We start from the raw sequence: 24247 nt of genomic DNA, 5'->3' as shown, positions 1-24247 counted from the left end.
GTCGGTGTCACGGTCACCACGGCCGGAGGCACCAGCAACGTCCTTGCCTACACCTACGTGGCCGCATCCGTTCCGTCACTCAGCAGCCTCGCTCCTGCCTCCGGTCCTACTTCCGGGGGCAACACGGTCACCCTCAACGGCGCCAACCTTTCCGGCGCCACCGTGGTGATGTTCGGTGCCAACCCCGCCACCATCCTCACTGACACCGGGACGCAGATCACCGTGATCGCCCCGGCGGGGGCGCCGTCGTCGGTCGGTGTCACGGTCACCACGGCCGGAGGCACCAGCAACGTCCTTGCCTACACCTACGTGGCCGCATCCGTTCCGTCACTCAGCAGCCTCGCTCCCGCCTCCGGTCCTACTTCCGGGGGCAACACGGTCACCCTCAACGGCGCCAACCTTTCCGGCGCCACCGTGGTGAAGTTCGGTGCCAACCCCGCCACCATCCTCACCGACACCGGGACACAGATCACCGTGATCGCCCCGGCGGGGCCGCCGTCGTCGGTCGGTGTCACGGTCACCACGGCCGGAGGCACCAGCAATCCACTGCCGTACTTCTACCTCGCCGCGCCCACCGTCAGCGATCTGTCCCCCCACCTCGGCCCGGCCACCGGAGGCAACACCGTCACCGTGCTCGGCAGTAACCTGACGCTCACCAGCGCCGTGACCTTCGGGGGAAGCCCGGCCACCAACATCAACGTGATCTCCGACAACCAGCTCATCGTGACCGCTCCAGCCGGGCTCGGCACGGTCGTCGTCACCGTCACCACACCGGGCGGCACCAGCTCCGCGGCCACCGGAAACCCGTACTACACGTTCCTCGCGGCACCCGTCCTGACCAGCCTCACCCCCGCCCACGGCTCTGCTCTCGGCGGCGAGGCGGTCGTGCTGGGCGGCAGCAACCTCACCTACACCGACGCGGTGACCTTCGGCGGCGTTCCGGCCTCGTTCGCGGCGATCTCCGACACCCAGGTCGTCGCGACCAGCCCGGTCGGGGCACCCGGCACGGTGAACGTCGTGGCGCACACCCCGGCCGGAAACAGCAACGCCCTGCCCTATGTCTACGACCCTTCTTGAGCCCAGCGAGTGACGGGACGTCGGCTGCGATGCGGTCGGGTCGGTTCAGAAGATTTGGGAAGGGAGAGCGTCATGGTGCCGGTAGTGCGACTGCGCTAAGTGATCTCGGTACCGGCTGTAGCTCATGCCGTGGGCGGCGCGGATCTCCTCGAACCGCGGATGGGCGTTGTGGAAGGCATCCACGTCCAGCCCGAGCCCGGCACCCCGGCCGGTCGCCTCCAGCCGGCCCTGGATCCGGTTCTGCTTGTAGGTTCGCCTGCCCCCGGGCCACTCTCGACGACGAACACCAGCGGGTCCGCCTGGCGGCGGGACCGGCCAGCTCGACGGGCACCACCCAGTCCTCGAACCGTTTGCGGGCCTGCTCGGGGGTAAGGACGTAGTCGTCCTGGAGGCTGCTGCCGCCCCGGGATCTGAGGGCTCATCGATTCACCTCGCGGGCCCGCAGTACCGGTGTGTACTGGGCGATCACTCGTTCCGCCTGGACGGCGGCCTGGTCGTCGCTGCCCGCCCGCAGAGCCCGCCGTTCGGCCTGCAGCGCGATCCGGAACTGTGCGAGGCTCTCACTGGCCTGCACGTCCGGGCTGGTCCCGCTCTGCACCGCGTCGAGGTCGCGTTCCGTCAGTCGTTCGAGCTCATCCAGGATGCCCAGCGCGACCTCTACCCGGATCGAGTCCTTCAGTCGCCAATCGCCCAGGTCTCCGTAGCCGAGAAACGACGACTCATCGCTACCGGTCATGAAGCAAGCCCCTTTCCCTGGTGGGTACTTGACCTCCTAATCGCCGGCCTCGCCGGCCCCGCGGACGAGCACCAGAAGGCCTGAAGTGCGCCCGAACACCGCCGCGGCACTCCGACCGGCCCAACAATCAATCGCGAGACGGCGGCCGTCGCCGAGCCGGAGCCCGCGACCAGGTCAGGTCCACCATCACGCCACAGGTCCGCGAGCTCCTGACCCTGTGGAAGGGGAACATGGCGGTGACCTGGAACTGACCGCGCGGCCGCCCGGCAGACGCCCGCGGCCTTGGTGCAGTCGCTGCCCACCCCGCACCGCGCGATCCAGCGGGACCTGAGCGTGGGGGAGAGGGTGGGGCTGGGGGGCTGGCGGCACGCGCCCACGCGCGGATTCCCGCGCGTGCGAGGGGCGCCGAGCGCCTGCGGGAAGCCACGAGAAGCCGACGGGGCACCTCCTACCCGACCCAGCCTCGCCGTCCGGGTGGTTCCTGAGATGTGCCACCAGCTCTCGCCGTGCGGCCGCTTGTGGTGGGCATGCCGCCGTCTGCGGACAGCAGGACACGGGTAATGCGGCCACTCGGCGCTGACGACTTCCAGAGTCCAGCCGTCCTGGGTGGTGGCGTGCAGGCCGCCCCGAAGAGCCCAGCGATGGGTACCCGGGCCCCGGAGAGGGGGGCCGAGCCGGGGGCAGGAGAGATTCGGCACTGAGTCCGGGTGCTGGCGTCGGGATCGGGGCCACGGTCCCGGACGATCTCCTCGCCGGTGACGGCGTCGAAGAGCCCGCGGCCGCCGACGCTCCCGCCCGCTCACAGCCCCGCCGGCCGTCAGCGCCCGCCCCGGTACCCCCCAACCGGTCAGTGGCGCGAGAATCAGTCCGTGCCGGTCTCCAGGCACACCCAATTGCCGTACCGTGACCGACGACAAAGTGGAAGAGAGGACCCGATGAGCGCCCAGCCCGACCACCTTCCCGCCGCGCCACCCCCGCCGCCCCCGCGTGCCGCCGCCCAACTGCTCACCCGCATCCGCGCCGAGCGGCCCGAGCGAGCCGGGCGGTGGCTGCCGGCCTTCGAACGCGACTGGGCCAAGGCACTGGAAGACTCCCGGCAGACCTACGACCTCTCCCCACTGCACGACGTCGTACGAACCTGGCAGGCCCGCCTGGACAGCGCACCCGCAGTCGACGACTTCATCGCCACCGGCATGGACGACGACGACGGCATCGATCTGTCACAACTCACCGGGAACGGCCGGTGAGCAACCACACGTGGCCCGTCCGGCTCTCTCCCCACGCGGCCAAGACCTACACCGAACTCCCCACACACGCCCAGCAGATGACCACCGACCTGCTCGACATCGCCTCCCGCACCCCCTGGGGATGGCCGCAATGGGACACCACCGACCCCGAGGGCGAAGACATCCGCTGCGCCTCCATCGGCCAGCTGAGCCTCGTCTATCTGGCCAACCGGGCCCGAGGACGCCTGCACGTCATCGACATCGTCTGGCTCGGCTGACACCACCGGTCGGCGCATCTGCGCCACTGCCTCTCACCAGAGCCGATCACCAGGCACTCGATCTCGCCCTATGGGGTCGCCAGTTCCACCCCGGCCGGTCCTGACTTCCCGTTAAACCGTGCTGCCAGAGTCTGCCGGGGCCCGTCAGTCGGGCGCTCGTCTGTCACGCGCCTGAGGGCTGAGCATGCTCAAGCCCGTAACGCGGCAGATCCGGGTTGCTGGCGAGCGGCTCGGCCGCCCCGGCCACCGACATTGCCGCGACCTGCTGCCCGCTCCGACCAAGCGCGAGCGGGTGGCCGCGCTGGTCTCCGCACCGGACGATCCGTGGTGGGAGGAGCGGGTGCTGCACGCCATGCTCTACCCGGCGAAGGGCCGCTGGGTGTGACCTGTTGGCGGTTGTGGGGCCCGTCCTTGCAGCGGGCCGTCGGCGGGGCCGTCCCCAGGCCCCGGGCGGACGGCCGGACCGGCTCCCGTCCCGGCCTGGTGGTACCCGCCGGCCGTGACGACCGTCCTCACCGCCGCCCGCCGTCCCGCACCGGGCGCTGTGGGACCTGGACGCCCGGATCGCGAACGCGATGTTCGGCGAGATGCTCAACAGCCGCCGGGCGTCGATCGGCCTGCCGCCGGTGGACAATGTCCGTGACTACGCCTTCACCGACCAGCCGTGGCTGGCCACGGACCCCCCGACGAGAGGCCCGCACCATCCTGGTCCTGCTGCTCAACCGCGAGCCCTGACCTGCCCGCCTCTCATCCAGCTGTCGGTCCGCCGCACGTGGGCACGTCAGGCGGCCGCGCTGGGTTGGGCGGTGCTCGGCGGCTGGGCGGTACTGGATGTTTTAGGCACTTACACGAGATCGCTGACATGCCCGGGCCTATCGACTCGGGCATGGGTCTTGGTAGGTGACCTCGGGCGCGTACCTCTGCCACTGCGAGGGGGTGAGGGAGCCCATGCTGTAGGAGCAGAGGCGGGCGGCGAGGCGGGCCTGGTCGGTGTCGAGCAGGGCGACGGTGCGGCTGGAGGCGACGAGGAGAGTCGGTCCGGTCGACACGAACGCGACGGCTCGGACCGAGGTGCTGCTCGGGTTGGCGATGGGGGCGACGAGGACGGGGCCGTCGGGGTTGTGGACGTCCCACAGTTCGAGGGTGGTGCTGTTCCAGATGGCCATGAGCGTGCCGGTCCGGGCGAATTCGATGCCTTTGACGTCCTGCACGGTCTGGATGGTCGTCCGGGGGCGGGGGTGTTGAGGGTCGCTGATGTCCCAGAGGGACACCGTGTTGCCGCTGTTCCCGCCGGCGGCGAGCAGACGGCTGTCACTGCTCATCCCCAGAGCGCTGCCGAAGGCCCCGGGCACCTCGGCCTTCGACGTGGGTTCGCCGCCGGAGGTGAAGTTGAACAGTTCCAGGGCCGAACACTTGCACGTGGTGTCCGGTGTGCTCGTGACGGCCACGACCGAGCCGGTCGGAGTGGGGCCGGAGAGCGCGGAGCCCTTGTTGGGGGCGTTGCCGGATTCGGTAGCCCCTTCTGGGGATCTGACGGTCGAGGAGCCCGCGTGCCTGGGCTTCGCCGGGTCGCTGATGTCCCACCAGTCGAAGCCGGTCTCGGTCGCCAGGTAGGCCGTGCGGCCGTGGCCGAGGACGCCGGCGTCGTGGCTGTTCGCATCGGGGGCGGGGATCGAGCCGACCTCCACGGCGTCGAGGGCGTCGCTGACGCGCCACAGGTGGAGTGCCCCGCCGCTGATGACCGCGATGAGGTGGCCGGTGTCGGTGGAGGTGACGCCGAAGCTGAGGATCTCGTCGCCAAGCGCCGTCGGGACGGCGGGGAAGGCGGCGGTGCCCAGGGATGCGGCTTTGACCGGGTGGTGTGGATCGCTGACGTTCCACAGCTGTACGTCGCCGTCCCACCCGATGGTCAGCAGGCCGCCCGTGCGGATGAACGAGGTGCCCCGCGCGGAGACGGGCAGTGTCGCGACGAGTGTGGGGCCGTCGGAGGTGGAGAGGTCCCAGAGGCCGACGGACTGCGTTTGCGAGGGCGGCATCGCTGGCGGGGCTTGCTGCGGTGCGGCCATGAGGCGTCCGTCGGAGCTGAAGGCCCAGGAGGCGAGGCCGCCGGGAAGCCGGGCACTGTCGACGGTCCGGGCGGCCGAGCGCCACCGGCGCACCACTCCGTCGGCGCCTGCGGTGAGCAGTCCACCGGCCGGGGTGGTGGTCATGGTCATGGTGCCGGCGGCGGTCTTGGTGCAGCTGAAATCCGTTGACCCCAGGAACGTGGTGTCCGGGGACAGGGAGACGAAGCAGAGATCGCCCTTGGGGTCCTTGGTGTCCGTCCCGGCGTAGGCGAGCGTGTTGCTGTCCTTATTGAAGGCCACCGCACTGATGTTCGCCTCCGGAGAGCCCGCGGGGCTGACTCGGATCGGTTCGGGTCGGGAAGGGTCCCCGACCCGCCACAGTCCGACGTCCCTCCCGCTGGCTGCGGCGAGCAGGTTGCCGTCGGGGCTGAACGCGACGGCCTTGTACCCGGTCTCCTGGGAGAAGAGGCTGGTGGGATTGGCCGGGTCGGCGAGGCCCCACACCTGCGTCTTACCGCCCAGAACGGTGGTGGCGAGCATGTTGCCCCGCGGTGCGAAGGCGACAGCGGCGAGGCTCATCGGACCCTGGGCGGTCGGATTGTGCAGCCGGGCGAGGACCTTGGGTGCCGAGGGCTGGGCGATCGACCACAGGAAGGTGTCACCGTTCCCGGCTGCGGCCGCAAGGAGGATGCCGTCCGCGCTGGTGGCCATGGAGGTGATGCTCGTACTCGGTTCCGCCGGGCTGGTCTGCTTGGGCAGGTGGGCGGCGATCGAGGGCTTCCCGGGGTCGGCGAGGCTCCACAGGCACAGGCCCTCGGTGCCGCACGCGGCAGCCAGGTGGGACCCGTCCGGGGTGAAGGCGATGCCCGTCCCGCCGGCGTTGATGGTCGAACGGAGGCGTGGAGCGGCCGGGTCGGCGAGGTCCCAGATCCGCAGCTTGCGGTCCTGGTCCACGGCCGCGGCGGCGGCCAGGGTGCCGCGCGCGGATGCCGCGACCATCGCGTAGGAACTCCCGGTCTCGCCGACGACGCTGTTCAGCAGCGGGCCGAGCAGGTCGTACAGCCGGGAGCCGGCCTCCTGAGTCGGGGACGTGCGGTAGGCGGCGACCGCGAGCTGGGACGCCAGTCCGGGGTCGACGGCGGCGAGCGCCTGTGCGCGGGCGGCCAGGTCCTTGGAGTTGACGGCCGCGGTCTGCCGAGCGGTGGCATCCCGCTCCCGGGCGGTGGCGTCCCGTTCCTGGGCGGTGAGCACGATGCCCGTCGCAGCCAGCAACGCGAGCACGCACAGCGTCGCGACCGCCGAACGGCGCCGCCGCCTCCGGGACCGACGGTGAAGGCGCCCGCGCTCCAGGTAGTCACGTTCGGCCTCGCTCAGGTCCCCGTTCCGCTCGCGTAGCCACGGCCGGGCGCCCGCCAGCGCGATCGTGGTCGGCAGCAGCTCGCGGTCGCGCCCGCTGCCCTCCCAGCGCTCCCGGTCGTGCCGGAGCACCTCTCGCCAGGCCAGGAACGAGCGGTCCTCCTCGACCCAGGCCCGCAGCGTGTCCCAGGCGTTGATCAGTGCCTCGTGCGCGAGTTCCACCGTCTCCAGGCCCTCGGCGCTGCGGGCGGTGACCAGCAGCCGGGTGGTGGCGAGCAGTTGGGCGATGTGCCACTCGCCGTCGGTGAGCTCGGTACGCAGCGCCGTACGGCGGGTGGCCGACATGGTGCCCATCGGGATCCGCACGAGCTGGGTGAGCAGGCGCCTTGCGACCGGCTCGTCCTCCGGCGACACCGTCCGCTTCAGGACACCGTCGGCATAGGCGCCGAGTGCGCCCTTCACCCCGCCGAGTTCCTCGTACGCCTGGTGCGTCAGCAGCCCGCCCGTCTGGCGCTGCCAGAGCAGGTCGAGTGCGAAGCCGAGCAGGGGCAGGGCGCCCGGTTCGGATCCGGTGTCCTCCAGGAGGCGTTCGGCCAGGTTGGGCGCGTACCGTACGCCGGCGATGGCGTCGACCGGCGCGGTGACGACCTCGTGCAGCTGCTCACGACTCATCGGCCCGAGTGCGTAGACCCGACGGCTGATGACCGGCCCGAGACGCGGGTGAGCGAGGGCCGCCTCCAGGAAGTCGGCCCGCAGGGTGGTCAGGACGCGGACCGTGTTCGGCAGGGCATCGGTGAACAGCACGGTGGCGAACTCGTCGACGGCGGCCGGTCCGCGGGCCAGGAGCTCCTCGAACTGGTCCACCACAAGCAGCAGTCGGGTGGCTCCGTGCCGCTCCAGGATTCGGGGCGCGACGTCGGCCAGGCCCGCGGGAGCGCCCAGCAGGGCGGTCAGCGCGGCGAGCCGTTCCAGACGCTGGATCTCGGACAGCTCCGGTTCCAGCAGGGGCAGCAGCGCGGCGGCCAGGGCCGACAGCGGGCTGCCGCCGGAGTCCGGCCGCAGGACGATCGCCAACGCCCCGGCGGCCCGGAGGCGGGGGACCACCCCGGCGAGGGCCAACGACGACTTCCCGGAACCGGACGGGCCGGCCACGCAGACCCACTGGTCCCGGGCCAGCAGCACGGCGACGTTCTCGCTCTCGGCCTGACGCCCGCAGAAGACCTGTGCGTCGGACTCCTCGAAGGCCTTCAGGCTGCGAAACGGCGACGGCGGCAGCGCGAGGGCCCGCAGCTGCGGCCAGGCCGCCATCAAGCCGTCGGTCGGGATCAGGTAGCTCACCGCGGGATCACCGGCCTCGGCCACTGCCACCATGCCGACCACCCCGCCGAGCCGCTCGTCCCACACCGGGCTGCCGCTGAACCCGCCGGACACCCGGTAGCCTCCGGGACGGGGGTCGATCTGCACCCACCCGCTGCCCTGCCGCCCCCGCAGCACACCGGAGTGCCAGACCCCGTCCGAGCGCCCGACCGGGAACCCGAACACTCGCACGGGATCGTCCCAGAGGTCCTCGGACTGTGACTCCACCGGCCGAACCGGCACACCGCCGGCGAGCGGGGCCGCCAGCCGGAGCACGGCCACGTCCCCACTGCCGTCAGGCTGCCGAGGCGCCCAGTGCTCGACGACCGCCATCACCCCGGCCACGCCCGGCGCCCCCGGGCCGGGCTGTGCGGGCCGCAACGGAAGGTCGACGAAGACCCAGGCACCGACGCCCGGCTCGACGGCCTGGCCGACGAGAGCGGCCGAGACGACGTGTGCGCAGGTGACGGCCAGCTCGGGGGTGACCAGGAAACCCGCGCCCACCGGCCGGCTCAGCGCGTCGTGGATCCGCAGCACCGCCGCGTCCAACGCCTTCGGCGCGACTCCGTCGATGGGCCCGGGAGCCGGCGCTGTCATGAAGCGGGTACCACCGAGACAGGTCCGGCGTCCTCGCCCGGGTCGCCGGCAGCGTCGTCGGCAGGAGTCCGACGCCAGGTCAGCGAGACCTTGAAGTTCGCCTCGGCCGAGGTGCTGGAGATCACCACATCCGCCTCCGCGGATAGAGACAGCCCGAACTCGATCCCGATCTCGTCCGGTGCATTGACCATGCCACGGAAGCCGTCGACGAAGTTCTGCGCCACCGGCCTGACCCCTGCCAGCATCTCGCCTAGTGACCGTGTAGCGCGAGCCACCACCTGGCCTGGCCGGGCCACCTGCACCAGGCCTTCCGCGGCCTGCTCGATCTCGACCCTCACGACATCCAGTCGTCCGTCCGCCGAGCCGATCGGCAGCTCAACGAGATACGCCATGTCTCCCCCTCGGAGCCTTCCAAGCGCCATGCATGAGCGTCCCTGTCCCCGCACCACTCCCACCTACCCGGCTGCCGCAAGTCCCACGCCGACCGCGCCGGGACGGAACGGTGGAGCCACCGTACAAGGCCGCCTCCGAAGCCACCCCCGGAACCGGCGAAACCGCCACAACTCATATGTGAGCACTTAGACTTGCCGATCAAGGCCATCGATCAACGCCACAGATACCGCGAGAGGCGAGTGTGCGCAGGGCCGGCCTCGGTCTATTTCCCCGCGGCGACGATATCGGGATCGTCGCCGGTGGTTTTCGGGCTCTACCAGACTGACCCGCTATGACTCCGTCGCCACCGAATGTGCACCAGAGCCATCTCCCGGATCGTCGCGGTTTCAGTGGGCGCTGGCCGAGACGACACCGGACGCCTGGCCGCGGCGAGCCGGCCGATGGTCGCCGCGCGGATGAGGTGGCCGACGCGGAACACGCGTTTGTGCTGCTGGAGAACGGAGCGGGACAACAACCGGAGTGCGGCGACCGACACTCGGCGGGCCGTGACCGTCCCCGGGGGACGCAGGCCCCACCGCGCGCACACCGCGAAGGTTGACCGACCGCTGCACCACTGGGTTGACGACCGTGCCTCCCGCCTCCCGGCAGTATTTCCCCTGCACTCGCCGGAAGGCGGTCGAGTGCGAGCTCGCCGGCCCAGGGCGGTCGTCGGCGGTATCTCCTAGCCAGCCGGCGGTTCGTGCCGTCTGAACGTCGACCGGCAGGTATGGCCGGGGACCGCGATCAGCGGGTGTCGCCGCCGCTGTCGATCGCTATGCCGATCACCGCAAGCCCGACTCGCTGGAACTGGCGGAGGCCACCCCCGGGCCTGGAGTCCGAGTTCATCGCCGCGCTCCCGCAGATCCTCGACGTCGAGCCCAGCACCTGGCGGAAGAGCGGCCGGGGCCCGAACCCGCCCGACGACCCGCAGTGGGCCCGGGAGACGGGAGGGACAGAACTACACGGAGGCGACCGACCTGGAGGCGTCATCGCCGCCGCCTGCCGGATCGACACCACCCGGACCGCGGAGAGGCACCTCCACTTCCGCGCCGAGAATGGCGTGCCGGTACCGCGAGAACGTCACGGCGGCCCGGCCCGTCCGGGCCAAAGAGGAACCTGCAGCCCCTTCCCGCTGCTGCAGAGCGCGCAGACGTACTGGACGAATGCCTTGCGGCCGCTGCCGAGTCGGCCACGCGCTGGTGCGGCGGCCCATAGACGTGCCCGTCGTCGTCCTTCATCACGACGGCGCCCGCGTCGCCGGGAGACACGGTGAAGAACAAACCCCCAGCCCCCGCTCCAGGCCGGCCATCCGTGGGTGGAGCCGTGGAGCGCGCTGGAGGAGAGGGCCGCCCCGTCCGAGCCGCCCCACGCCTGGAGTCCGCTGGGGATTGGCCGGGCGCGCGGGCTGCGCCAAGATGTGCGGCATGACCGACTCAGGGGGAACAGCGGACAGCACCGCAACGACGGGCATGCTCATCGGCGGCCGCTACCGGCTGTACGAACGCCTCGGGCGCGGCGGTATGGGCACGGTGTGGCGGGCCACCGACGAACGGCTGCGCCGCCAGGTGGCGCTCAAAGAACCCGTGCTCCCCGACGGCGTCGACGCCCGGGAACGCGACGAACGCTTCCGGCGGATGGAACGCGAGGCGCAGGCCGCCGCCGCCCTGCGGCACCCGAACATCGTCCGGGTCCACGACATCGAGACCGTCGACGGCCGTCCCTGGCTGGTGATGGAACTGATCGAGGGAGAGAGCCTGGAGGCGGTCCTGGCCGCCGGCACCCTCAGCGTCCGCGAGGCAGCCGAGATCGGCCGCGACATCGCCGCCGCCCTGGGGGCGGTCCACGCCGCCGGCGTGGTGCACCGGGACATCAAGCCCGGCAACATCATGCGCAGCCGCACCGGCGAGACGGTCTTGACCGACTTCGGGATCGCGCAGATCGACGGCGGCACCGATCTGACCCAAACGGGCGTCGTGGTCGGCTCCGTCCCCTATCTCTCCCCCGAACGCGCCGCCGGCCAGCGTCCGGGCCCGCCCGCCGACCTGTGGGCCCTCGGCGTCCTCCTGTACGAGGCCCTTGAAGGCTTCCACCCCTACCGCAGGCAGCACCCCCAGAGCACCCTCGCCGCGATCCTCACCGATCCCGTGCCCGAACCACGCCGCGCAGGCGCGCTCACCGCGCCGATCATGTCTCTGCTCGAACGCGACCCCGCCCGTCGGCCCAGCGCCGCCCAGGCCCAACTCCAGCTCGCCGCGGCAGCGAGGGCCGCCACCACCCGGCCCGCGCCGACCGCGCTCGACACGCCGGCCCCGACGGCCGTTCTCCCGGCCGCGCTGACCCTGCGGCTGCGCGCCGCCACCACGGCACTTGGCGGCACGAAACGGCGCACGGCGACCACTGCACTCGTGGGCCTCGCCGTCATCGCCGCGGCCACCACCTGGGCACTGTGGCCCACCGGCACGCCGAGCCCGACGAACATCCCCGCAGGCTACAAAGCGCAACAGGTGGGATCGCTGGGCTTCGCCGTCGCGGTGCCGCAGGACTACGCGGCCTCGATCGGCAGCGACGACGCCGCCTGGGCCAGCCCCGACGGGCGCGTCCAGATCGACTTTCGCGACGAAGGCAGGAACACCCAGGACGCCCGGGCGTACGCACAGAAGCGGCTGAACACCATGAAGACCAGCCAGGGCAATCCGCCGAACTGCAACGACGTCCCGGACCTCTTCTTCATCACGCCCGTCCACGACCCCCAGTCGATGCTCCACGGCGGCGGCGTCAATGCCTCGGTCATCGAATACGACTACTCGACCAAGGCCGACGAGCCCTACCCGTGCATCGCCCAGAACCCCAACGACAAGGCCATCGAGCAGTACATGGTTCACGACGGCCACGTCCTGCACCTCTCCGTCACCATCCGTGGCTACGACAAGGAACAGAGCGACGGGCAGAAAGCCGATTACGCCATCTACGAGAACGTCAACAACTCACTGGCCTTCGGCTGACGCGCTTCCCGACGGGTTCGCCCGTATGACCGGATGTCAGGGGAGCCGCCGGGGAAGGGTGTCCCTGAACCAGAGCTCCAAGGACACCTGTCCTCAGCAATAGGACATCGTCGGGCAGAGCGGGCTTCGCGCTGGCCCCGGGCCGGGCCGGGCAGGTGCCAGCGGACCAGGGCCCTGCGGGCGAAGGCCCGGCTATGGCGAGGGGCATACCGGTATACCGCACATCGGGGCGGCGGCCAGATCCACCGGGTGCAAGCGTCACGAAGCGAGCAGCAGCGGCGGCGGTCGCTTGCATTCAAGGGACGGGTCAGCTGGCCAGGGACTCGGCCCGCCTGGCAGTCCGCTGGGCGCGGGCCTCTTCGGTATGGCATAGGCGGCCTCGCGCCGGCAGACGGCTGTCTGGGGCTGGCTGACCTCGAACAAGAGCTTCGGCGAATGGGGACAGGTGTTCAGTGATGAGGTCCTGGCCCACCGCCATCCTCGACCGCCTCCTGCACCACTGTGAGGTCATCGCCATCAACGGCCCCAGGAACCGCCTCAAGAACCGGCTCATCGCCATCGAAGGCGGCGCATCGGCTGACGAACCCACAGCCCGCCGTGACCGCGTGCCAACCATACTGACCACCATGCAGTTCACCTCCGGCGGTACCCACGGCCCGCGATTTGACCAGAACAGGTACGACCTGGGCCTTGGTACCAATGTCTACGGCTTCCTCGCGTCAGTGGTGAGTGCCCTGGACGTCGCACAGGCCTTTCATGCGGCGGGTTGGCGGGTGCGCAAGTCCAGTTGGACCGAGTTCGAGGTCGAGCACACCTACGCCGAGCTGGAGCTGTTCCCCGAGACACCCGTGAGATTCGGGGGTGTCGTGGTTCCCGAACGGATTGACGATCTGCTGTCCGCATTCGCCGCTCTCGGGCTGTCCTTTACCGTCGAGCTGTATGACCAGGACGACAACGAAACGCGGGACCGCTCGTCCTCGGCTGGTCGCTCGCGGCGCTCGCCGGCGTGGCCGTGGCCGGTTCCTCGGCAGTCGACGTGTCAGGTGACGTGGAGTGTGATTGCCGCAGTGTGGAGTTGGCCGGCGGTCTTGAACTGTAGGTAGGCCCGCCAGTTGCCGGGTTCGCCGAGCAGGGCGTAGAAGGTCAGCGTCGGTCCGCCGTGGTCCGCGTTGACGGGGGTGACGGGGTGGAGGTGGGCGAGCGCCTGGTCGTCCTCGTGGATGATGCTGAGGTGGGCGAAGCTGTCGAGGTACGGCTGGAGATCGGTGACCGGCCGGCCGTCCTTGCTGATGGTGACGGTGAGTGGGGCGGGCGTCCCGGCGGTCAGCTCGCCTTGGACGGCGACGGTGTAGCCGTCGGCGGTGGTGCTGTCGGTCACGGCGGGCAGCGGCACGGGGGTGGCCTGGCCGGGCACCGTCAGGGTGCGGCTGAGGACGAATTCCCTGCCCTTGCGCGGGCCGGTGTTCGGTGTGAACGAGGCGTACAGTCGCCAGTTGCCGGGGTCGAGGGCGGCGAGGTCGGCGGTCCAGGTGCCGTCGGGGGCCATCGTGGGGTGCAGGTGCTGATAGCCGGTGAGGTCCGAGCGGACCGCGTAGAAGTGCATTCGCTTGGTCTGGAGTTCGGCGAAGTCGGTGACCGAGCGTCCGTCCGGGCCGGTGACGGTGAACGGGTAGGTCACCGCTTGGCCGGCGGGGAGGCTGGTGGCTGCGGAGTCGAGGCGGTAGCCGTCGCGTTCGGCGGTGAGCCCTTCTCCGGTTGCCATTCCAGCCATCCCGGACATGACGGGCGTGCCCTGCGCTGCCGTGCTGGGCATGGCCATCGCGCCGTGGTCCATGCCGGGCATGCCTGAGTGCTCCGAGCGTGTGGACGGCCCCCGTGCGGCCAGCGTGAGCAGGGCGATCGCGCCGACCGCCAGGGCGAGGGAGCAGATGTGGATGATGCGGTGTGCCGGCCAGCGGCTGGCCGGTGAGGAGCTCGCCTGTTTCGTGGACGCTGACTTCTCGTGTTCGGTGTCGGTGTTCATCCTTGCCCGCTCTCCTCTCGTCCGGCCGGTCGGGCCGCGTTACTCAGGAGATCCGAGTGGCCGGTGGCGATAACGGAAAGTCGCGGGCGCGGGACGTTTCTTCGCGTGGGGCGGCGGGCTAGGTGTTCTGCCCCGACAGGATGGGTACGGGGTCCAGGCCGTGGACGGGGCTACCGCCGCACAGCAGGCGGGCAGCAGGCCACCGCTCGCGCGGCTTCCGGTTCCGCAGGCGTCCTGGCCGACGTTGTAGTCGGCGTTCAGCGCCAGTTCGAGCGGGAAGAGGACCGCGGCTATCTGGACGAAAGCCCGCTCGACGGAGGCCCGCAGGAGCGCGGCGCCGAAGACCGCCACGGCGGCCGTGGCCATGACGGTGGCGGGCAACGGCGCGCCGGTCAGCAGGATGTGGCCGCCGGCTGACAGCGACAGCAGCAGCGCGGTGAACACCCCCGCGCGTGCTGTGCGGACCCCGCCGGTGCGCGGTTGCCGGGCTGGGGCGGTGCGGGACGCGCGTCCCGCACCGACCCCGGGTCCTTACGCCGAGGCGTTCGCGCCGGTGCCGCGGCCACGACGGCCACGGCCGAGCACGAAGCCCGCCACCGCGCCGAGGACGCCGACCACGATGCCGGCGATGCCCAGTGCGCGGGCGGTGGAGTCGCTGCCGCTCGCCTTCGCGGTGGCGGTGCTCGTCGGGGCCGGGCCGGCCTTGGTGCTCGCCGCGGCGTTGGGGGCGGGGGCGTCGGAGTCGCCGGCGGTGGCGGCAGCTTGAGTACCGGCGCCGGGTTCTTCGGCTCGGGCTGGCCGTCCTGGGGTTCCTCGATCCAGCGGACCATGTTGCCGTCGCTGTAGGTCTGCAGGGCCTTGAAGACGACCTTGTCCGTGCCGTCGGGCAGGGCGCCGAGGTCGACGGTGAAGTCCTGGTAGTGGCCGGGGGTGATCTGGCCGCCGGTCCACACGACCGGGGACGGCGTCGGTGATGTCGCCGTCATCGGTGTGGATCGGGGCGGCGAGCTTGGTGGTCTGGATCGCGTCGGTCCAGCCCGACACCGGTGCGACCTTGACGGACGGAATCGGGTGGTCGGTGGGGAAGTCGATCTCCACCTTCACGCTGCTGTTCTTGTCGTCCTCGTTGGGCACGCGGAACGCGAAGGTCTGGTCGGTCGCGTTCTTCGGCAGCTGTTGGGCTGCACGATGACGTGCGCGGCTGCCGGGACGGCCGCGGTCAGCACAATCGCGGCGCTCAGGGCGCAGGCGGCGGCAAGACGCTTCTTCGGGGACAGGCTCATGGCTGTGTGGTCTCCAGGTCGGAGGCGCGCACGTCGGTGTGCACCGGAGGCGGGCGCACGGCGAACCGGCGCCGCTGCCGGTGAAGACGGGGCACGCGTAGGTGATCAGGAACGGGTGGACGACCCCGACCGGAGGGTGTTCGTTCCGGTCAGGCGGCCGGGACCAGTGGCGGACCGCGCTTGATCACCACATGCCGCAGCAAGGCCGACGACGGCAGCCGCCACCGGTCATCGGTCGATGCGAAGCACTCGGCACCCGGCTGGGGCCGGCCGCCGAGCCCCTCACGCAGACCTGGAACCCAGCGGCAGCGAGCTCCACACCGAGGGGGCCAGCGCACCGCTGGCGAACAGCGACAACCAGGTCCAAGCCCGCCTCACCGGAGTAGAGCTGGTCATGCGCGACGCGTATGTCGGCGAGCAGGCCACGGTCGACATCTGATATCTCAAGCCCCCGAGGGCGGTCGGCTCGCTGGAGACGTCCCCCGGGGTTTCGGCCCCGGGCTGCCCGCCGCTGCCCTGAGACCTTTCTCGATGAACGGCCGGAGCGCCGCGTCCAGCTGGCGGGGACATCGCTACGCCTACCGGCCGGTGACTTTCCGAGCCACCGGCCGGTAGGCGATGCGGGCCTTCGCCTGGCCGCTCCCTGGGGACGGTCGCTTCCGCCAGGCCGTCATGAACGGTCAAGCCTTGCGCAACGGATGGTCCGGTACTACTACTTCGACTTCGGCGGCCAGTCGTAAGGGGGCAGCCTGCGGTGCAAGGGGCGTCCGTTCTGCCTGTGCGTTTCCTCGTAGGAGGCGGCTCGGATCGTGCCGAAGGAGACCTCGCTGTCCCGCATCACGTCCACGCCCTCCGGCCGGAAGGCGATCCATCCCGCTCCGGGCATAGGCCCTGACACCCAGGGGGTGACGACGCTGCGGACGTTGGTTTCGCCGGCCCCTATGGTTCCCCTGTGGCCGTCGGGATCGGTGATCTTCACTCCGGTGTCGGTGAAGGCCAGCCGGCTCTTCCTACCGGCCGGACCTTCCATCCACTGTGCGGTCACGCTGTTCAGGTCCGCCATGTCCGAGGTCCCCTCGAGAGGCCGCCACCCCGGGAGATCGGCGCGGCTGGTCCGCGCTGGATCAGGTCCTCGATCCGGGCGGCGACGGCCGAGACGGCGGTGAGCATCTCGGCGACGGCCGGGTTCTCCTCGGCGGCCAGCCGCAGATCGGCCACAGCCGGGCGCACCCCGGAGGCCGCCGTGCCGACCAGGACCACCAGCAGCCGCGGGAACGCTCGCCCGCCCCGCCCCCCACACCCGGGCGCAGGCCGCCAGCTGCGGCGCGGTCTGCTCGTCTCCGGCCCCGGGGCGGTGCCGCTCGTCGCCGGTGCCTGCCGTGTAGGCGAGGTGGGCAGCGGGCCGGTACACCTCGGCGCCGGCGGGCAGCTCGGGAGCGGGGAGGAGGTCGAGCGGGCCGCAGGCCTCGCCGCGGGCGCGGGCGTCTATAACGAAGGCGGCGTGGATCCGGGCGACGTCGAGCAGGTGCTCGCGCCCGTGCCGCACCGCCGGCTTCTCCGAGCCCGGCACCGGGACGCCTGCGCGCAGGGCCTCGGGGATGGTCGCCGCCACCGCCATGCCCCGATCCGATCGGGGATCCTCAACGCCTCGTGGCGCGCACAGCCGGTGTCGTCGAGGATCAGGACATTGCCCGGCTCACCGAGGCGTTCGGCGACATATTGCTGGAGCTCGTCGCGGATCCCGTCCGCGTTCCAGCGGGCGCCGGCGAGCAGATGTTGCAGTCCATCGGGGGTGGCGTGTCCTGCGTACTCGGCCAGCTGCCAGCCGTTCTTGCGGCCGACCGGGCCGACCGGGCCGCGGACGTAGTCGCTTATCCGACGGCGCGGCTCCACACGGCCGAAGTGAACGCCGAAACGGAGGAAGAGCTCTTCGAGTTCACGGCCCCATGACTCGGTTGCTGCACCGTTGATCACGACCGAGGCCTGCCCCGCCGCGGCCATTATCAACGGCGGCTGCACACGATCGAGGGGCGGTCCCGTCAAGACCGCCCCTGACGCATCATCTGCCCGCTCACTCCCCACTCCCAAGCCGTTGACCAGCGGGAATGGAGAAGTCCTGCTGGAGTACCAGGGCACGCATGGTCGTGATCAATGGGTTCGGGCGAGGTCCTTGATCCAAATTCCCGGCGTCCTTTTCCGCGAATTCTCATCGACCGGGGGCGTGAAGTGTGTACACGCTCCGGCGCATGCGGACCATCTGATGGGCTCTCGTAGCGCAGATATATTATCTTCTTTAGCTCTAGTGAGCCATTTACGTCCGCCCGGATCTCCGATTCACTGTGAGATGCGGCTTCTGCCGCGCCACCGGCGCCCGTCCTGAGGGTTGCGACCGGTATGGCGCCCTCAATCTACCCGATGGATCTCGGCATTGTTTGGGGTGGCGGCATGAACATCTGTTTTCTAACGAAGTACCCGCCGATTCAGGGCGGGGTCAGCATGCACTGCTACTGGGCCGCCCGCGGCCTGGCCGAGCGGGGACACCGCGTCTTCGTGGTCACGAATGCCGACGAGGTGGAGGACACCTTCCGGATCCGGATACCCGAGACCGACCGGGTCTGGAGCGGTCCCTACGCCCCGGACTTCCCCGACAGCGGCGGACGCGTGACCGTCACCAGCACGCAGCCTCCCGATCGGCGCGAGCTCTACTACGTCCCGCTGGGCAACCCGACCGTCAGCCGACTGGCAGGCCTGGCAACCGAGCTGATCCGCGCGCACGACTGTGAAGTGATCTTCTCGTACTACCTGGAGCCGTACGGAGTCGCGGCGCACCTGGCGAGCCGGTTCACGGGGGTGCCGTACGTCTTCAAGCACGCGGGCAGCGACCTGCACCGGCTCATGCGGCTACCGGAACTGCGAACCACCTACACCGAAGTCCTGCGCGGCGCGAATCGCCTGATCTCCCGGGGGCCCTCGCGCACCCGGTTGCTGGAGGCGGGGGTGGACGAGGGTGCGATCACTTCGTGTGCCGCCTTCGGGTTGCCCACCGACCTGTTCACCCCGGTCGGTCCGTCCCGTCCGCTGTCGCAGTGGATCGCCACCGGCTCCGAGCCGGCCCGGCTGGTCGACAACGGTCTGCCCGTCCTCGGGGTCTACGGCAAACTCGGCGAGTACAAGGGGTCGTTCGACCTGCTGTATGCCATGCGGCGGCTGTTCTCGGACGGCTTCGCATTCAACCTGGCGGCTGCCGTACAGGGATGGCAGCAGGACGCCTTCATCCGGCTGGCGGACCGGCTCGGACTCGCCGACCACGTCCACCTCATCCCGTTCATGCCGCACTGGTCCATCCCCGAGTTCATCCGCAGTTGCACCGCCGTCGCCTTCCTCGAACGGGACTTCCCGATCGCGGCGCACACGCCCACCATCCCGTCGGAGATCATCGCCTGCGGCGGATGCCTGATCGTGTCCACCGAGGTCGCGCGGAAACAGCTCTTCCGGGCCGCGATCCGGGACCGTCGCAACGTCGTGGTCACCGATCCGCTGCGCCACGAGGAACTCGCGGCAGCCCTGCGCTACGCGCTCGAGGACGGCGCGCGGGCCCAGGACATCGGCCGCCGGGGACACGTGGAACTGGGCTACGAGCCGACCTACGAGTCCTACGTCGGGGAACTCGAGCAACTGCTCATCAGCGTCGCCTCGGAGCCGGCCGGCTCCTCCTCCTCGAGCCGGCGCCCCGACACCGCCGGTGCCGGTCCGGCCGGGGTGGCGCAATCCGTGCCGGTCCTCTACCCGCGCACCCAGGCCCTGCTGACGGCCGACGACGAGCAGCGGCTGCACCGGGCGGTACAGGCCGACGGCAGCCATCGCGATGCAGCGGACCGGCGCGCCCTCGCGTTGAGGGTCGGCCAACTGCTCCTCGACATCCTGCCGCCGCACGCCGTGGTGGCCCGCGAGGTGTGCCGGTACGAGTCCAAGATCCATGAGTGGACGGGCGACGCGACCAAGGACAAGCCGACCACCCGGCCCGGAGCGGAACTCGACTGGCGCGCTCGGCCCGACCGGGCCCGGCCGCGACTCGTGGGCCAGGCAGAGATCGTCGAGTTCAACTGCGATGTGGAACCGGTGCTGGAGGCGCTGGCCGCCGGGCGCCGGGCGCCGGCCGGCGAGGGACCGCTGAAGGTCCTGTTCCACGAGGCGACGGCACCACTGCGGGTGAGCGAGCCCACCGCGTGGGTCGTCGAGCTGCTCCGCAACGGCGATCTGACGGTTGATCAGATCGCCCATCTGGCGCGCGAACGGTACGACGCGACCGGTCCGCACTCAGACCGGACGTCGGCGGCACAGTGCCTCGACGTCCTCGAAGGCCTCTGCTGGGAGGGGGTGGTCACCTTCGACTGACTCGGTGCCGCACACCGGCCACGTCCGCGGCGCGCGCCGGAGAGAGCGGCAGGGCCCCGTCCGTGCACTGGATGATCAAGAACAACGAAACCACGAAAGGGAAATGACATGAGCGACCAGAACAAGAGCCAGAAGATCGAGGTGCGAGGCAGTGTTGACGCCGCGAAGTACCACGCGGCCAAGGCGCTCGGCGGCGAGAACGCGATGTTCGAGCTGCGCGCGATGAAGCCGAACCGCGGATCCAACGCGGCGGCGATCACCTGCGTCGTGTGCCTGATCTGCATCGTCTGCTCGGCCGGTTCGCCCGCAGCGGCGTGAGCCGTCCCGATCGCGACGACCTGGTCGGCGCGTGAGGGAACACCGGCGACAAAGGGCGGCGAAGGTGATCCGCTGCTGTGCGGCGGCGGGTTCCCGGGCCGAGAACGCGCCCGATCGGGCGCTTCGAGGCCAGGCGGGCGCCTTCGCCGGCCCGACAGGGCGGCTTTCCGGACTGCCGCCACGTCACTTGACGAACCCGAACCGGCAGGAGTGATGCGACCGTGCGCGAACCGTCCGTTCTCGGAGTCGGGCTCGGCTACCGGCAGGAGCTGCGGGAGGCGATCCTCGACGCGGCCGACTCGATCGACTTCCTTGAGCTGATCACCGACCAGTACATCGACATGCCACCGCACAAGGCGGTGGAGGCCCGGGAACTGGCCGACAGGTTCCCGGTCCTGCTGCACGGCGTCGACCTGTCGCTGGGCACGGACCAGCCCCCCGACACCGAGTACGTCAAGAAGATCCAACGGCTGGTCGAGCGGATCGACCCCGAGTGGGTGAGCGACCACCTGTGCTTCACCCAGGTCCCCGGCCTCAACCTTGGGCAGCTGACCCCGCTCGCGTTCACCCCGGAGACCGCCGAGATCGCCGCCCGGAACATACGCCTGGTCGCCCAGGAGCTCGACCGGCCCTTCGCTGTGGAGAACATCTCGTACTACTTCCGCGTGCCGTGGTCCACCATGAGCGAGGCGGAATTCATCGCCGAAGTGGTCACCAGGGCCGACTGTTATTTGCTGCTCGACCTGACCAACGTGCTCAACAACGCGACCAACCTCGGGTTCGATGCCGCCGACTTCCTCGACCGGATCCCCTTGGAGCGCGTGCTGCAGATCCACCTCGCCGGCGGCTACTGGCAGGACGGCGTGCTCCTGGACACCCACAGCCACCCCGTCCCGGCGCAGATCCTCGAACTGTTGCTCGACTTCGTCCCGCGCATGCCCGCCCTCAAGGCCGTGATGATCGAACGCGACCAGAACTTTCCACCGCCCGCAGAGCTACTTGCCGAACTCGACGGCGTACGACAGGCCCTGGCGCCCGCCTGGCCCCCGGCCCCGGCACGCGGAGGCGGCAGGTGAGCGAGCACGGGAGTGAACTCCAGCGTCAGCAGGCACTGGCGCGTTTCCTGACCGATCCCCGGGCCCGACAGGCCGTGCTGGCCGAGCAACCGGACGCGCTCCCGTGGGCCGATCGCGAACTGAGGGATCGGCTGCGCGAACTGGACCAGCCGCGCACCTCGATGTACTCCCACCTGCTCCTGGTCAACCGCATGACGAAGGTCACCGATGCGCTCCCGCTGGTCAGCTGGGCCCTCGGGCAGCGCCTGTGGGAGCTGGCGCCGGAGTACAACACATGCTGCCCGCCCCGTCGGCCGAAGAAGCAGGACGAGGCCCTGGCATTCGCCGGCTTCCTCCGCACGAAGCTGGGGTCCGACCTCGACGGGCCGGCGTGGCTGGCCGACGTGCTGCGCTATGAGGTGGCGGTCCTTCGGATCCGCTTCTTCCCGGACGGCCCGCCCGCAGGCGCCCTGTCGGCAGCGCCGACGTTCTCGCAGGAGGAACTCCACCGGCTACGGCCCCGGCTCACCCCCGCCACCCGTCTGCTGGCCCTGGACCACGACCTGGAGGAGATCGGCGACTGCTTCGAGCGCGGCGAGACGCCGCCCCGAGTGCAGCAGCGCACGATGCTCCTGCTGCTGCAGGCCACACCCGAGGGCAGCGTTCACCAGGACGAGGTGAACCCGGCCGTTGCGGCCTTCCTCAGGGCCTGCTCACCGGAGCGCACCCTGGCCGAGGTGATCGAGCAGGTGGCCCGGGAGTTCCGGCCGGTCCCGTCGCCGGAAACGCTCCAGGAGCAGTGCTTGGCGCTCTGCGCTCAGCTGGTACAGCGCGGAGTGCTCACGCTGCACACGGCCTGAACCCCGCGCGGGCCGAGGGGTCCGTGCGCTGATCTCGAACCCGGCCGACACCGGACGAAGGCGCACCGACGGACGCGGGCACGGCCGGATGGCGCGTGCCCGTGCCGCCGTGCCGGGGCAGTCCAGTGGTGCGTTGGTGCCGTCCTGGGGTGTCCAGTCGGATGAAGTTTCCAGCGACACCGGCAAGGTCACGCCTTGGCGGCGTAGACGGACAGTGTCCAACCGCAGGGTGGAACGTCAATGGCCACCTTCCCCTTGTCAGTGCGGTACGGGGAGTCCGAGGGGGCGGCGCACGTGGACATCGGACAGTCGTGCGATTCCACGCGGTTGAAGTCGTCGCTCACAAGCCCGGCCTGTTTCGCGAGGGGGTTTCAGAAGTCCAGGCATTTGCAACAATTCATGAAACATAATCGCCGCAGGTGGATGACCGGCCGGCCGGGTGTTTCATGAGCGACCACCTATGAAACACGCGGGGGTGAAATCGACCGGGCACTATTGCCGACCTATCTCCATATTCCGTCGGCTGATCAGCGGCTGGGCCGGGGGGCGGGCCGGCGCCGGGTGGGGGTCTAGTCGATCTTCTCCCCGTTGTGCGTACCGCCCTTGCAGAGGTTGGCCACCAGGTCGGGCGTTCCGCCGCCCTGCGTGCACTGAGAAGGGGTGACGTAGGATGGGGCCCCCTGTGCGGTGGCGGCGGTGGCGGCGCCTGTGAGGCCGAGTCCGGCGAGGGCTGCCGTGGCGATGACGGCGGCGAGGATTCGTCGAATGCGCATTTGGTTCCCCTTTCACGGGTTTTTTCGGTTGGGGGCACTAACCAGCTTGATCTTCATCCATATGGGTGGCACGTCATGTTGCGCCATTCGGGTGACCGTGCCGTCGGGTGCGGGGCCGGTGACGCGACCCGTCGGACAGGACCTGATACATAGGGCGTTTTGTCAAGCGGTGCAGGTGGTCGAACGCAGGGTTCTGGTCGAGCCCGAGCAATGGTTGTTCATCCAGCCGCGGCTATGGGAGCCCGGTGAGCCCGCGAGCAGCCCACCTACCCAGACCGAAAGCGCGAATCGGACATCGCCTTAGAGAGCGTCCGCCAGTAGGCGTGGTGGGCGGTAGCAGCAGAGCAGGCACGGTTCACCCGATCATGGAGTTCTCTATGCTTCATGATCACTGGGGGACCCGATCCGCGACCAATTCCTCGCACTGTTGCCAGTTCGCGAGGACCGCCACCCGCTGGGCTGCCACAACCCACGGATCAGCGACGTCGTGGTCTTCGACCGCCTGGTGCAGGTCCTGGTCTTCGGCTGCGGCTACGAACGCGTCGCCGACGAGCACTGCTCGGCCACCACCTTGCGCCGCCGCCGTGACGAGTGGATCGCCACCGGCGCCATGGAGACCCTTCGGCTGCTCGCACTCGCCGCCTGCGACCGTTTGATCGGCATCGAACTCGACCGCCTCAAGGCCGACGACTGCATCAGCAAAGCCCCCTCCGGAGGCGAATGCGCCGGCAAGAGCCCGGTCGACCGGGCCAAACTCGGCCTGAAACGCTCCCAGTTGACCGATGGGAGAGGCATACCCCTGGTCACCGAGCCGGCACCGGCCAACACTCGCGACCATACCCTGCTCCCCGCCATCCTCGAGGGTCTGTCCAGCCAACGGTGTAACTCAGGTTGTGTGAGTTATCGGCGGGCGGCGGAGAGTCGCCCGTCGAAGGCAATCTCGAAGGCGTTGAGTGCGGCCTTCCAGCGCATGGTCCAGCGTTTGCGTCCGGTCCCTGTCGGGTCCAGGCTCATGACGGCCATGTAGACGCACTTCAACGCGGCCTGCTCGTTGGGGAAATGGCCGCGGGCGCGGTCGACCAACTGCCCGATCAACTGGTCGTCCAGCAGGTCCGCCGACAGCTCGACCGGCCGGACCTCTTCAACCGCCTCCGCGGAGACCGTCACGTCGCTCATCAGGTGCTACTTCCTTGATCGGGAGTTACACCGTTGACCGTACAGACCCCGATCACGCGATCGTCGCCACGTTCGGGGCCGTTTACCGGGGCATCGTCCAGTACTGCCTGCTCGCCGGAGACGTCTTCCGGCTGCACCGGCTGCAATGGGTCATGGAGACCTCCATGCTCAAAACCCTTGCGGGCAAGCATCGTTCGACCGTGACGAAGATGGCCGCCAAGCACGAGGCCAGAATCGA

At 70.1% G+C, this 24247-nt stretch carries 19 protein-coding genes and 5 pseudogenes; 13 read left to right on the top strand and 11 right to left on the bottom strand.

Features of this window, described 5'->3' with window-relative positions; genetic code table 11:
• The coding region (locus tag ACH4J0_RS39760) for an IPT/TIG domain-containing protein (protein ID WP_396246073.1) at positions 1 to 1077 on the top strand (1077 nt) is incomplete at its 5' end.
• A gap of 418 nt (positions 1078 to 1495) precedes the next feature.
• Here the strand turns inward: ACH4J0_RS39760 and ACH4J0_RS39755 are convergent.
• Positions 1496 to 1813 (bottom strand): hypothetical protein, encoded by a 318-nt coding sequence (locus ACH4J0_RS39755; protein WP_396246072.1) that lies wholly within the window; start codon positions 1811 to 1813, stop codon positions 1496 to 1498.
• A gap of 935 nt (positions 1814 to 2748) precedes the next feature.
• Between ACH4J0_RS39755 and ACH4J0_RS39750 the strand changes: the two genes are divergently transcribed.
• From ACH4J0_RS39750 to ACH4J0_RS39740, 3 genes are all read left to right on the top strand, one after another.
• A complete protein-coding gene (locus ACH4J0_RS39750) occupies positions 2749 to 3060 on the top strand; it encodes a DUF6247 family protein (RefSeq protein WP_396246071.1) in 312 nt (103 codons plus the stop codon).
• On the top strand, positions 3057 to 3317 hold the full coding sequence (locus ACH4J0_RS39745; protein ID WP_396246070.1) for a hypothetical protein: 261 nt from the start codon (positions 3057 to 3059) through the stop codon (positions 3315 to 3317). Before ACH4J0_RS39750 ends, ACH4J0_RS39745 begins: the two co-directional genes overlap by 4 nt.
• A 184-nt stretch (positions 3318 to 3501) precedes the next feature.
• Positions 3502 to 3702 carry a hypothetical protein gene (locus tag ACH4J0_RS39740; protein WP_396246069.1) on the top strand — a complete coding sequence of 67 codons (201 nt, stop codon included), beginning with the start codon at positions 3502 to 3504 and terminating at the stop codon, positions 3700 to 3702.
• A gap of 487 nt (positions 3703 to 4189) precedes the next feature.
• Here the strand turns inward: ACH4J0_RS39740 and ACH4J0_RS39735 are convergent, their stop codons facing one another.
• Complete coding sequence (locus ACH4J0_RS39735; RefSeq protein ID WP_396246068.1) at positions 4190 to 8692, bottom strand: trypsin-like peptidase domain-containing protein; 4503 nt, start codon at positions 8690 to 8692, stop codon at positions 4190 to 4192.
• Positions 8689 to 9084 (bottom strand): CU044_2847 family protein, encoded by a 396-nt coding sequence (locus ACH4J0_RS39730; protein WP_396246067.1) that lies wholly within the window; start codon positions 9082 to 9084, stop codon positions 8689 to 8691. Before ACH4J0_RS39730 ends, ACH4J0_RS39735 begins: the two co-directional genes overlap by 4 nt.
• A 1464-nt stretch (positions 9085 to 10548) precedes the next feature.
• On the opposite strand from ACH4J0_RS39730, the gene ACH4J0_RS39725 reads away from it, so the two are divergent.
• Together ACH4J0_RS39725 and ACH4J0_RS39720 are read left to right on the top strand one after the other, a co-directional pair.
• Positions 10549 to 12126, top strand: a complete 1578-nt coding sequence (locus ACH4J0_RS39725) for a serine/threonine-protein kinase (RefSeq protein ID WP_396246066.1) — start codon at positions 10549 to 10551, stop codon at positions 12124 to 12126.
• Between the two features lie 409 nt (positions 12127 to 12535).
• Positions 12536 to 12689, top strand: a pseudogene (locus ACH4J0_RS39720) (ATP-binding protein); the annotation flags it as partial.
• A gap of 476 nt (positions 12690 to 13165) precedes the next feature.
• Here ACH4J0_RS39720 and ACH4J0_RS39715 read toward each other — a convergent pair.
• The 3 genes and pseudogenes from ACH4J0_RS39715 to ACH4J0_RS39705 form a co-directional block, all read right to left on the bottom strand.
• Entirely contained in the window at positions 13166 to 14149 is a 984-nt protein-coding gene (locus ACH4J0_RS39715) for a hypothetical protein (protein WP_396246065.1), read from the bottom strand.
• 39 nt (positions 14150 to 14188) lie between these two features.
• The gene (locus ACH4J0_RS39710) at positions 14189 to 14593 is read right to left on the bottom strand and encodes a hypothetical protein (RefSeq protein ID WP_396246064.1); all 405 of its coding nucleotides are present in this window, start codon (positions 14591 to 14593) and stop codon (positions 14189 to 14191) included.
• A pseudogene (locus ACH4J0_RS39705) lies at positions 14542 to 15247 on the bottom strand (YcnI family protein). The gene ACH4J0_RS39710 and the pseudogene ACH4J0_RS39705 overlap by 52 nt, the downstream one beginning before the upstream one ends.
• 423 nt (positions 15248 to 15670) lie before the next feature.
• On the opposite strand from ACH4J0_RS39705, the gene ACH4J0_RS39700 reads away from it, so the two are divergent.
• Positions 15671 to 15871: a DUF6004 family protein gene (locus tag ACH4J0_RS39700; protein ID WP_396246063.1), complete on the top strand. Its 201-nt coding sequence runs from the start codon at positions 15671 to 15673 to the stop codon at positions 15869 to 15871.
• Positions 15872 to 16144: 273 nt separating this feature from the next.
• Here ACH4J0_RS39700 and ACH4J0_RS39695 read toward each other — a convergent pair whose 3' ends face one another.
• From ACH4J0_RS39695 to ACH4J0_RS39685, 3 genes are all read right to left on the bottom strand, one after another.
• Positions 16145 to 16495, bottom strand: a complete 351-nt coding sequence (locus ACH4J0_RS39695) for a hypothetical protein (RefSeq protein ID WP_396246062.1) — start codon at positions 16493 to 16495, stop codon at positions 16145 to 16147.
• Positions 16483 to 16650 (bottom strand): hypothetical protein, encoded by a 168-nt coding sequence (locus ACH4J0_RS39690; protein WP_396246061.1) that lies wholly within the window; start codon positions 16648 to 16650, stop codon positions 16483 to 16485. The genes ACH4J0_RS39695 and ACH4J0_RS39690 overlap by 13 nt, the downstream gene beginning before the upstream one ends.
• Positions 16651 to 16917: 267 nt before the next feature.
• Positions 16918 to 17433 (bottom strand): transposase, encoded by a 516-nt coding sequence (locus ACH4J0_RS39685; protein ID WP_396246079.1) that lies wholly within the window; start codon positions 17431 to 17433, stop codon positions 16918 to 16920.
• Between the two features lie 414 nt (positions 17434 to 17847).
• Here ACH4J0_RS39685 and ACH4J0_RS39680 point away from each other — a divergent pair, with 414 nt between their 5' ends.
• The 4 genes from ACH4J0_RS39680 to ACH4J0_RS39665 all read left to right on the top strand — a co-directional run bounded on the left by ACH4J0_RS39680 (position 17848) and on the right by ACH4J0_RS39665 (position 22060).
• On the top strand, positions 17848 to 19827 hold the full coding sequence (locus ACH4J0_RS39680) for a glycosyltransferase (RefSeq protein WP_396246060.1): 1980 nt from the start codon (positions 17848 to 17850) through the stop codon (positions 19825 to 19827).
• A gap of 108 nt (positions 19828 to 19935) precedes the next feature.
• Complete coding sequence (locus tag ACH4J0_RS39675) at positions 19936 to 20145, top strand: hypothetical protein (protein ID WP_396246059.1); 210 nt, start codon at positions 19936 to 19938, stop codon at positions 20143 to 20145.
• Between the two features lie 221 nt (positions 20146 to 20366).
• A complete protein-coding gene (locus tag ACH4J0_RS39670; RefSeq protein WP_396246058.1) occupies positions 20367 to 21221 on the top strand; it encodes a DUF692 domain-containing protein in 855 nt (284 codons plus the stop codon).
• Complete coding sequence (locus tag ACH4J0_RS39665) at positions 21218 to 22060, top strand: PqqD family peptide modification chaperone (protein ID WP_396246057.1); 843 nt, start codon at positions 21218 to 21220, stop codon at positions 22058 to 22060. The genes ACH4J0_RS39670 and ACH4J0_RS39665 overlap by 4 nt, the downstream gene beginning before the upstream one ends.
• A 569-nt stretch (positions 22061 to 22629) precedes the next feature.
• Here the strand turns inward: ACH4J0_RS39665 and ACH4J0_RS39660 are convergent.
• Positions 22630 to 22833 carry a hypothetical protein gene (locus ACH4J0_RS39660; protein ID WP_396246056.1) on the bottom strand — a complete coding sequence of 68 codons (204 nt, stop codon included), beginning with the start codon at positions 22831 to 22833 and terminating at the stop codon, positions 22630 to 22632.
• A gap of 391 nt (positions 22834 to 23224) precedes the next feature.
• Between ACH4J0_RS39660 and ACH4J0_RS39655 the strand changes: the two are divergent.
• Positions 23225 to 23695, top strand: a pseudogene (locus ACH4J0_RS39655) (IS5/IS1182 family transposase); the annotation flags it as partial.
• Positions 23696 to 23733: 38 nt separating this feature from the next.
• Here the strand turns inward: ACH4J0_RS39655 and ACH4J0_RS39650 are convergent.
• Positions 23734 to 23907: pseudogene (locus ACH4J0_RS39650) on the bottom strand (IS256 family transposase); the annotation flags it as partial.
• A 152-nt stretch (positions 23908 to 24059) separates the two neighbouring features.
• Here ACH4J0_RS39650 and ACH4J0_RS39645 point away from each other — a divergent pair.
• Positions 24060 to 24247, top strand: a pseudogene (locus ACH4J0_RS39645) (group II intron reverse transcriptase/maturase); the annotation flags it as partial.

Source organism: Kitasatospora sp. NPDC017646, assembly GCF_044329365.1.
Classification (GTDB): domain Bacteria; phylum Actinomycetota; class Actinomycetes; order Streptomycetales; family Streptomycetaceae; genus Kitasatospora.
Note: the sequence above shows the minus strand (reverse complement) of the source record. Positions and strands in the feature narration are given on the sequence as shown.

Coding starts and splice junctions, on each gene's coding strand:
- ACH4J0_RS39700 (WP_396246063.1), top strand. CDS start 15,671: ATGCGAAGCACTCGGCACCCGGCTGGGGCCGGCCGCCGAGCCCCTCAC.
- ACH4J0_RS39730 (WP_396246067.1), bottom strand. CDS start 9,084: ATGGCGTATCTCGTTGAGCTGCCGATCGGCTCGGCGGACGGACGACTG.
- ACH4J0_RS39675 (WP_396246059.1), top strand. CDS start 19,936: ATGAGCGACCAGAACAAGAGCCAGAAGATCGAGGTGCGAGGCAGTGTT.
- ACH4J0_RS39750 (WP_396246071.1), top strand. CDS start 2,749: ATGAGCGCCCAGCCCGACCACCTTCCCGCCGCGCCACCCCCGCCGCCC.
- ACH4J0_RS39740 (WP_396246069.1), top strand. CDS start 3,502: ATGCTCAAGCCCGTAACGCGGCAGATCCGGGTTGCTGGCGAGCGGCTC.
- ACH4J0_RS39660 (WP_396246056.1), bottom strand. CDS start 22,833: ATGCGCATTCGACGAATCCTCGCCGCCGTCATCGCCACGGCAGCCCTC.
- ACH4J0_RS39735 (WP_396246068.1), bottom strand. CDS start 8,692: ATGACAGCGCCGGCTCCCGGGCCCATCGACGGAGTCGCGCCGAAGGCG.
- ACH4J0_RS39685 (WP_396246079.1), bottom strand. CDS start 17,433: ATGGCCGCGGCGGGGCAGGCCTCGGTCGTGATCAACGGTGCAGCAACC.
- ACH4J0_RS39755 (WP_396246072.1), bottom strand. CDS start 1,813: ATGACCGGTAGCGATGAGTCGTCGTTTCTCGGCTACGGAGACCTGGGC.
- ACH4J0_RS39725 (WP_396246066.1), top strand. CDS start 10,549: ATGACCGACTCAGGGGGAACAGCGGACAGCACCGCAACGACGGGCATG.
- ACH4J0_RS39680 (WP_396246060.1), top strand. CDS start 17,848: ATGGATCTCGGCATTGTTTGGGGTGGCGGCATGAACATCTGTTTTCTA.
- ACH4J0_RS39695 (WP_396246062.1), bottom strand. CDS start 16,495: ATGGCGGACCTGAACAGCGTGACCGCACAGTGGATGGAAGGTCCGGCC.
- ACH4J0_RS39715 (WP_396246065.1), bottom strand. CDS start 14,149: ATGAACACCGACACCGAACACGAGAAGTCAGCGTCCACGAAACAGGCG.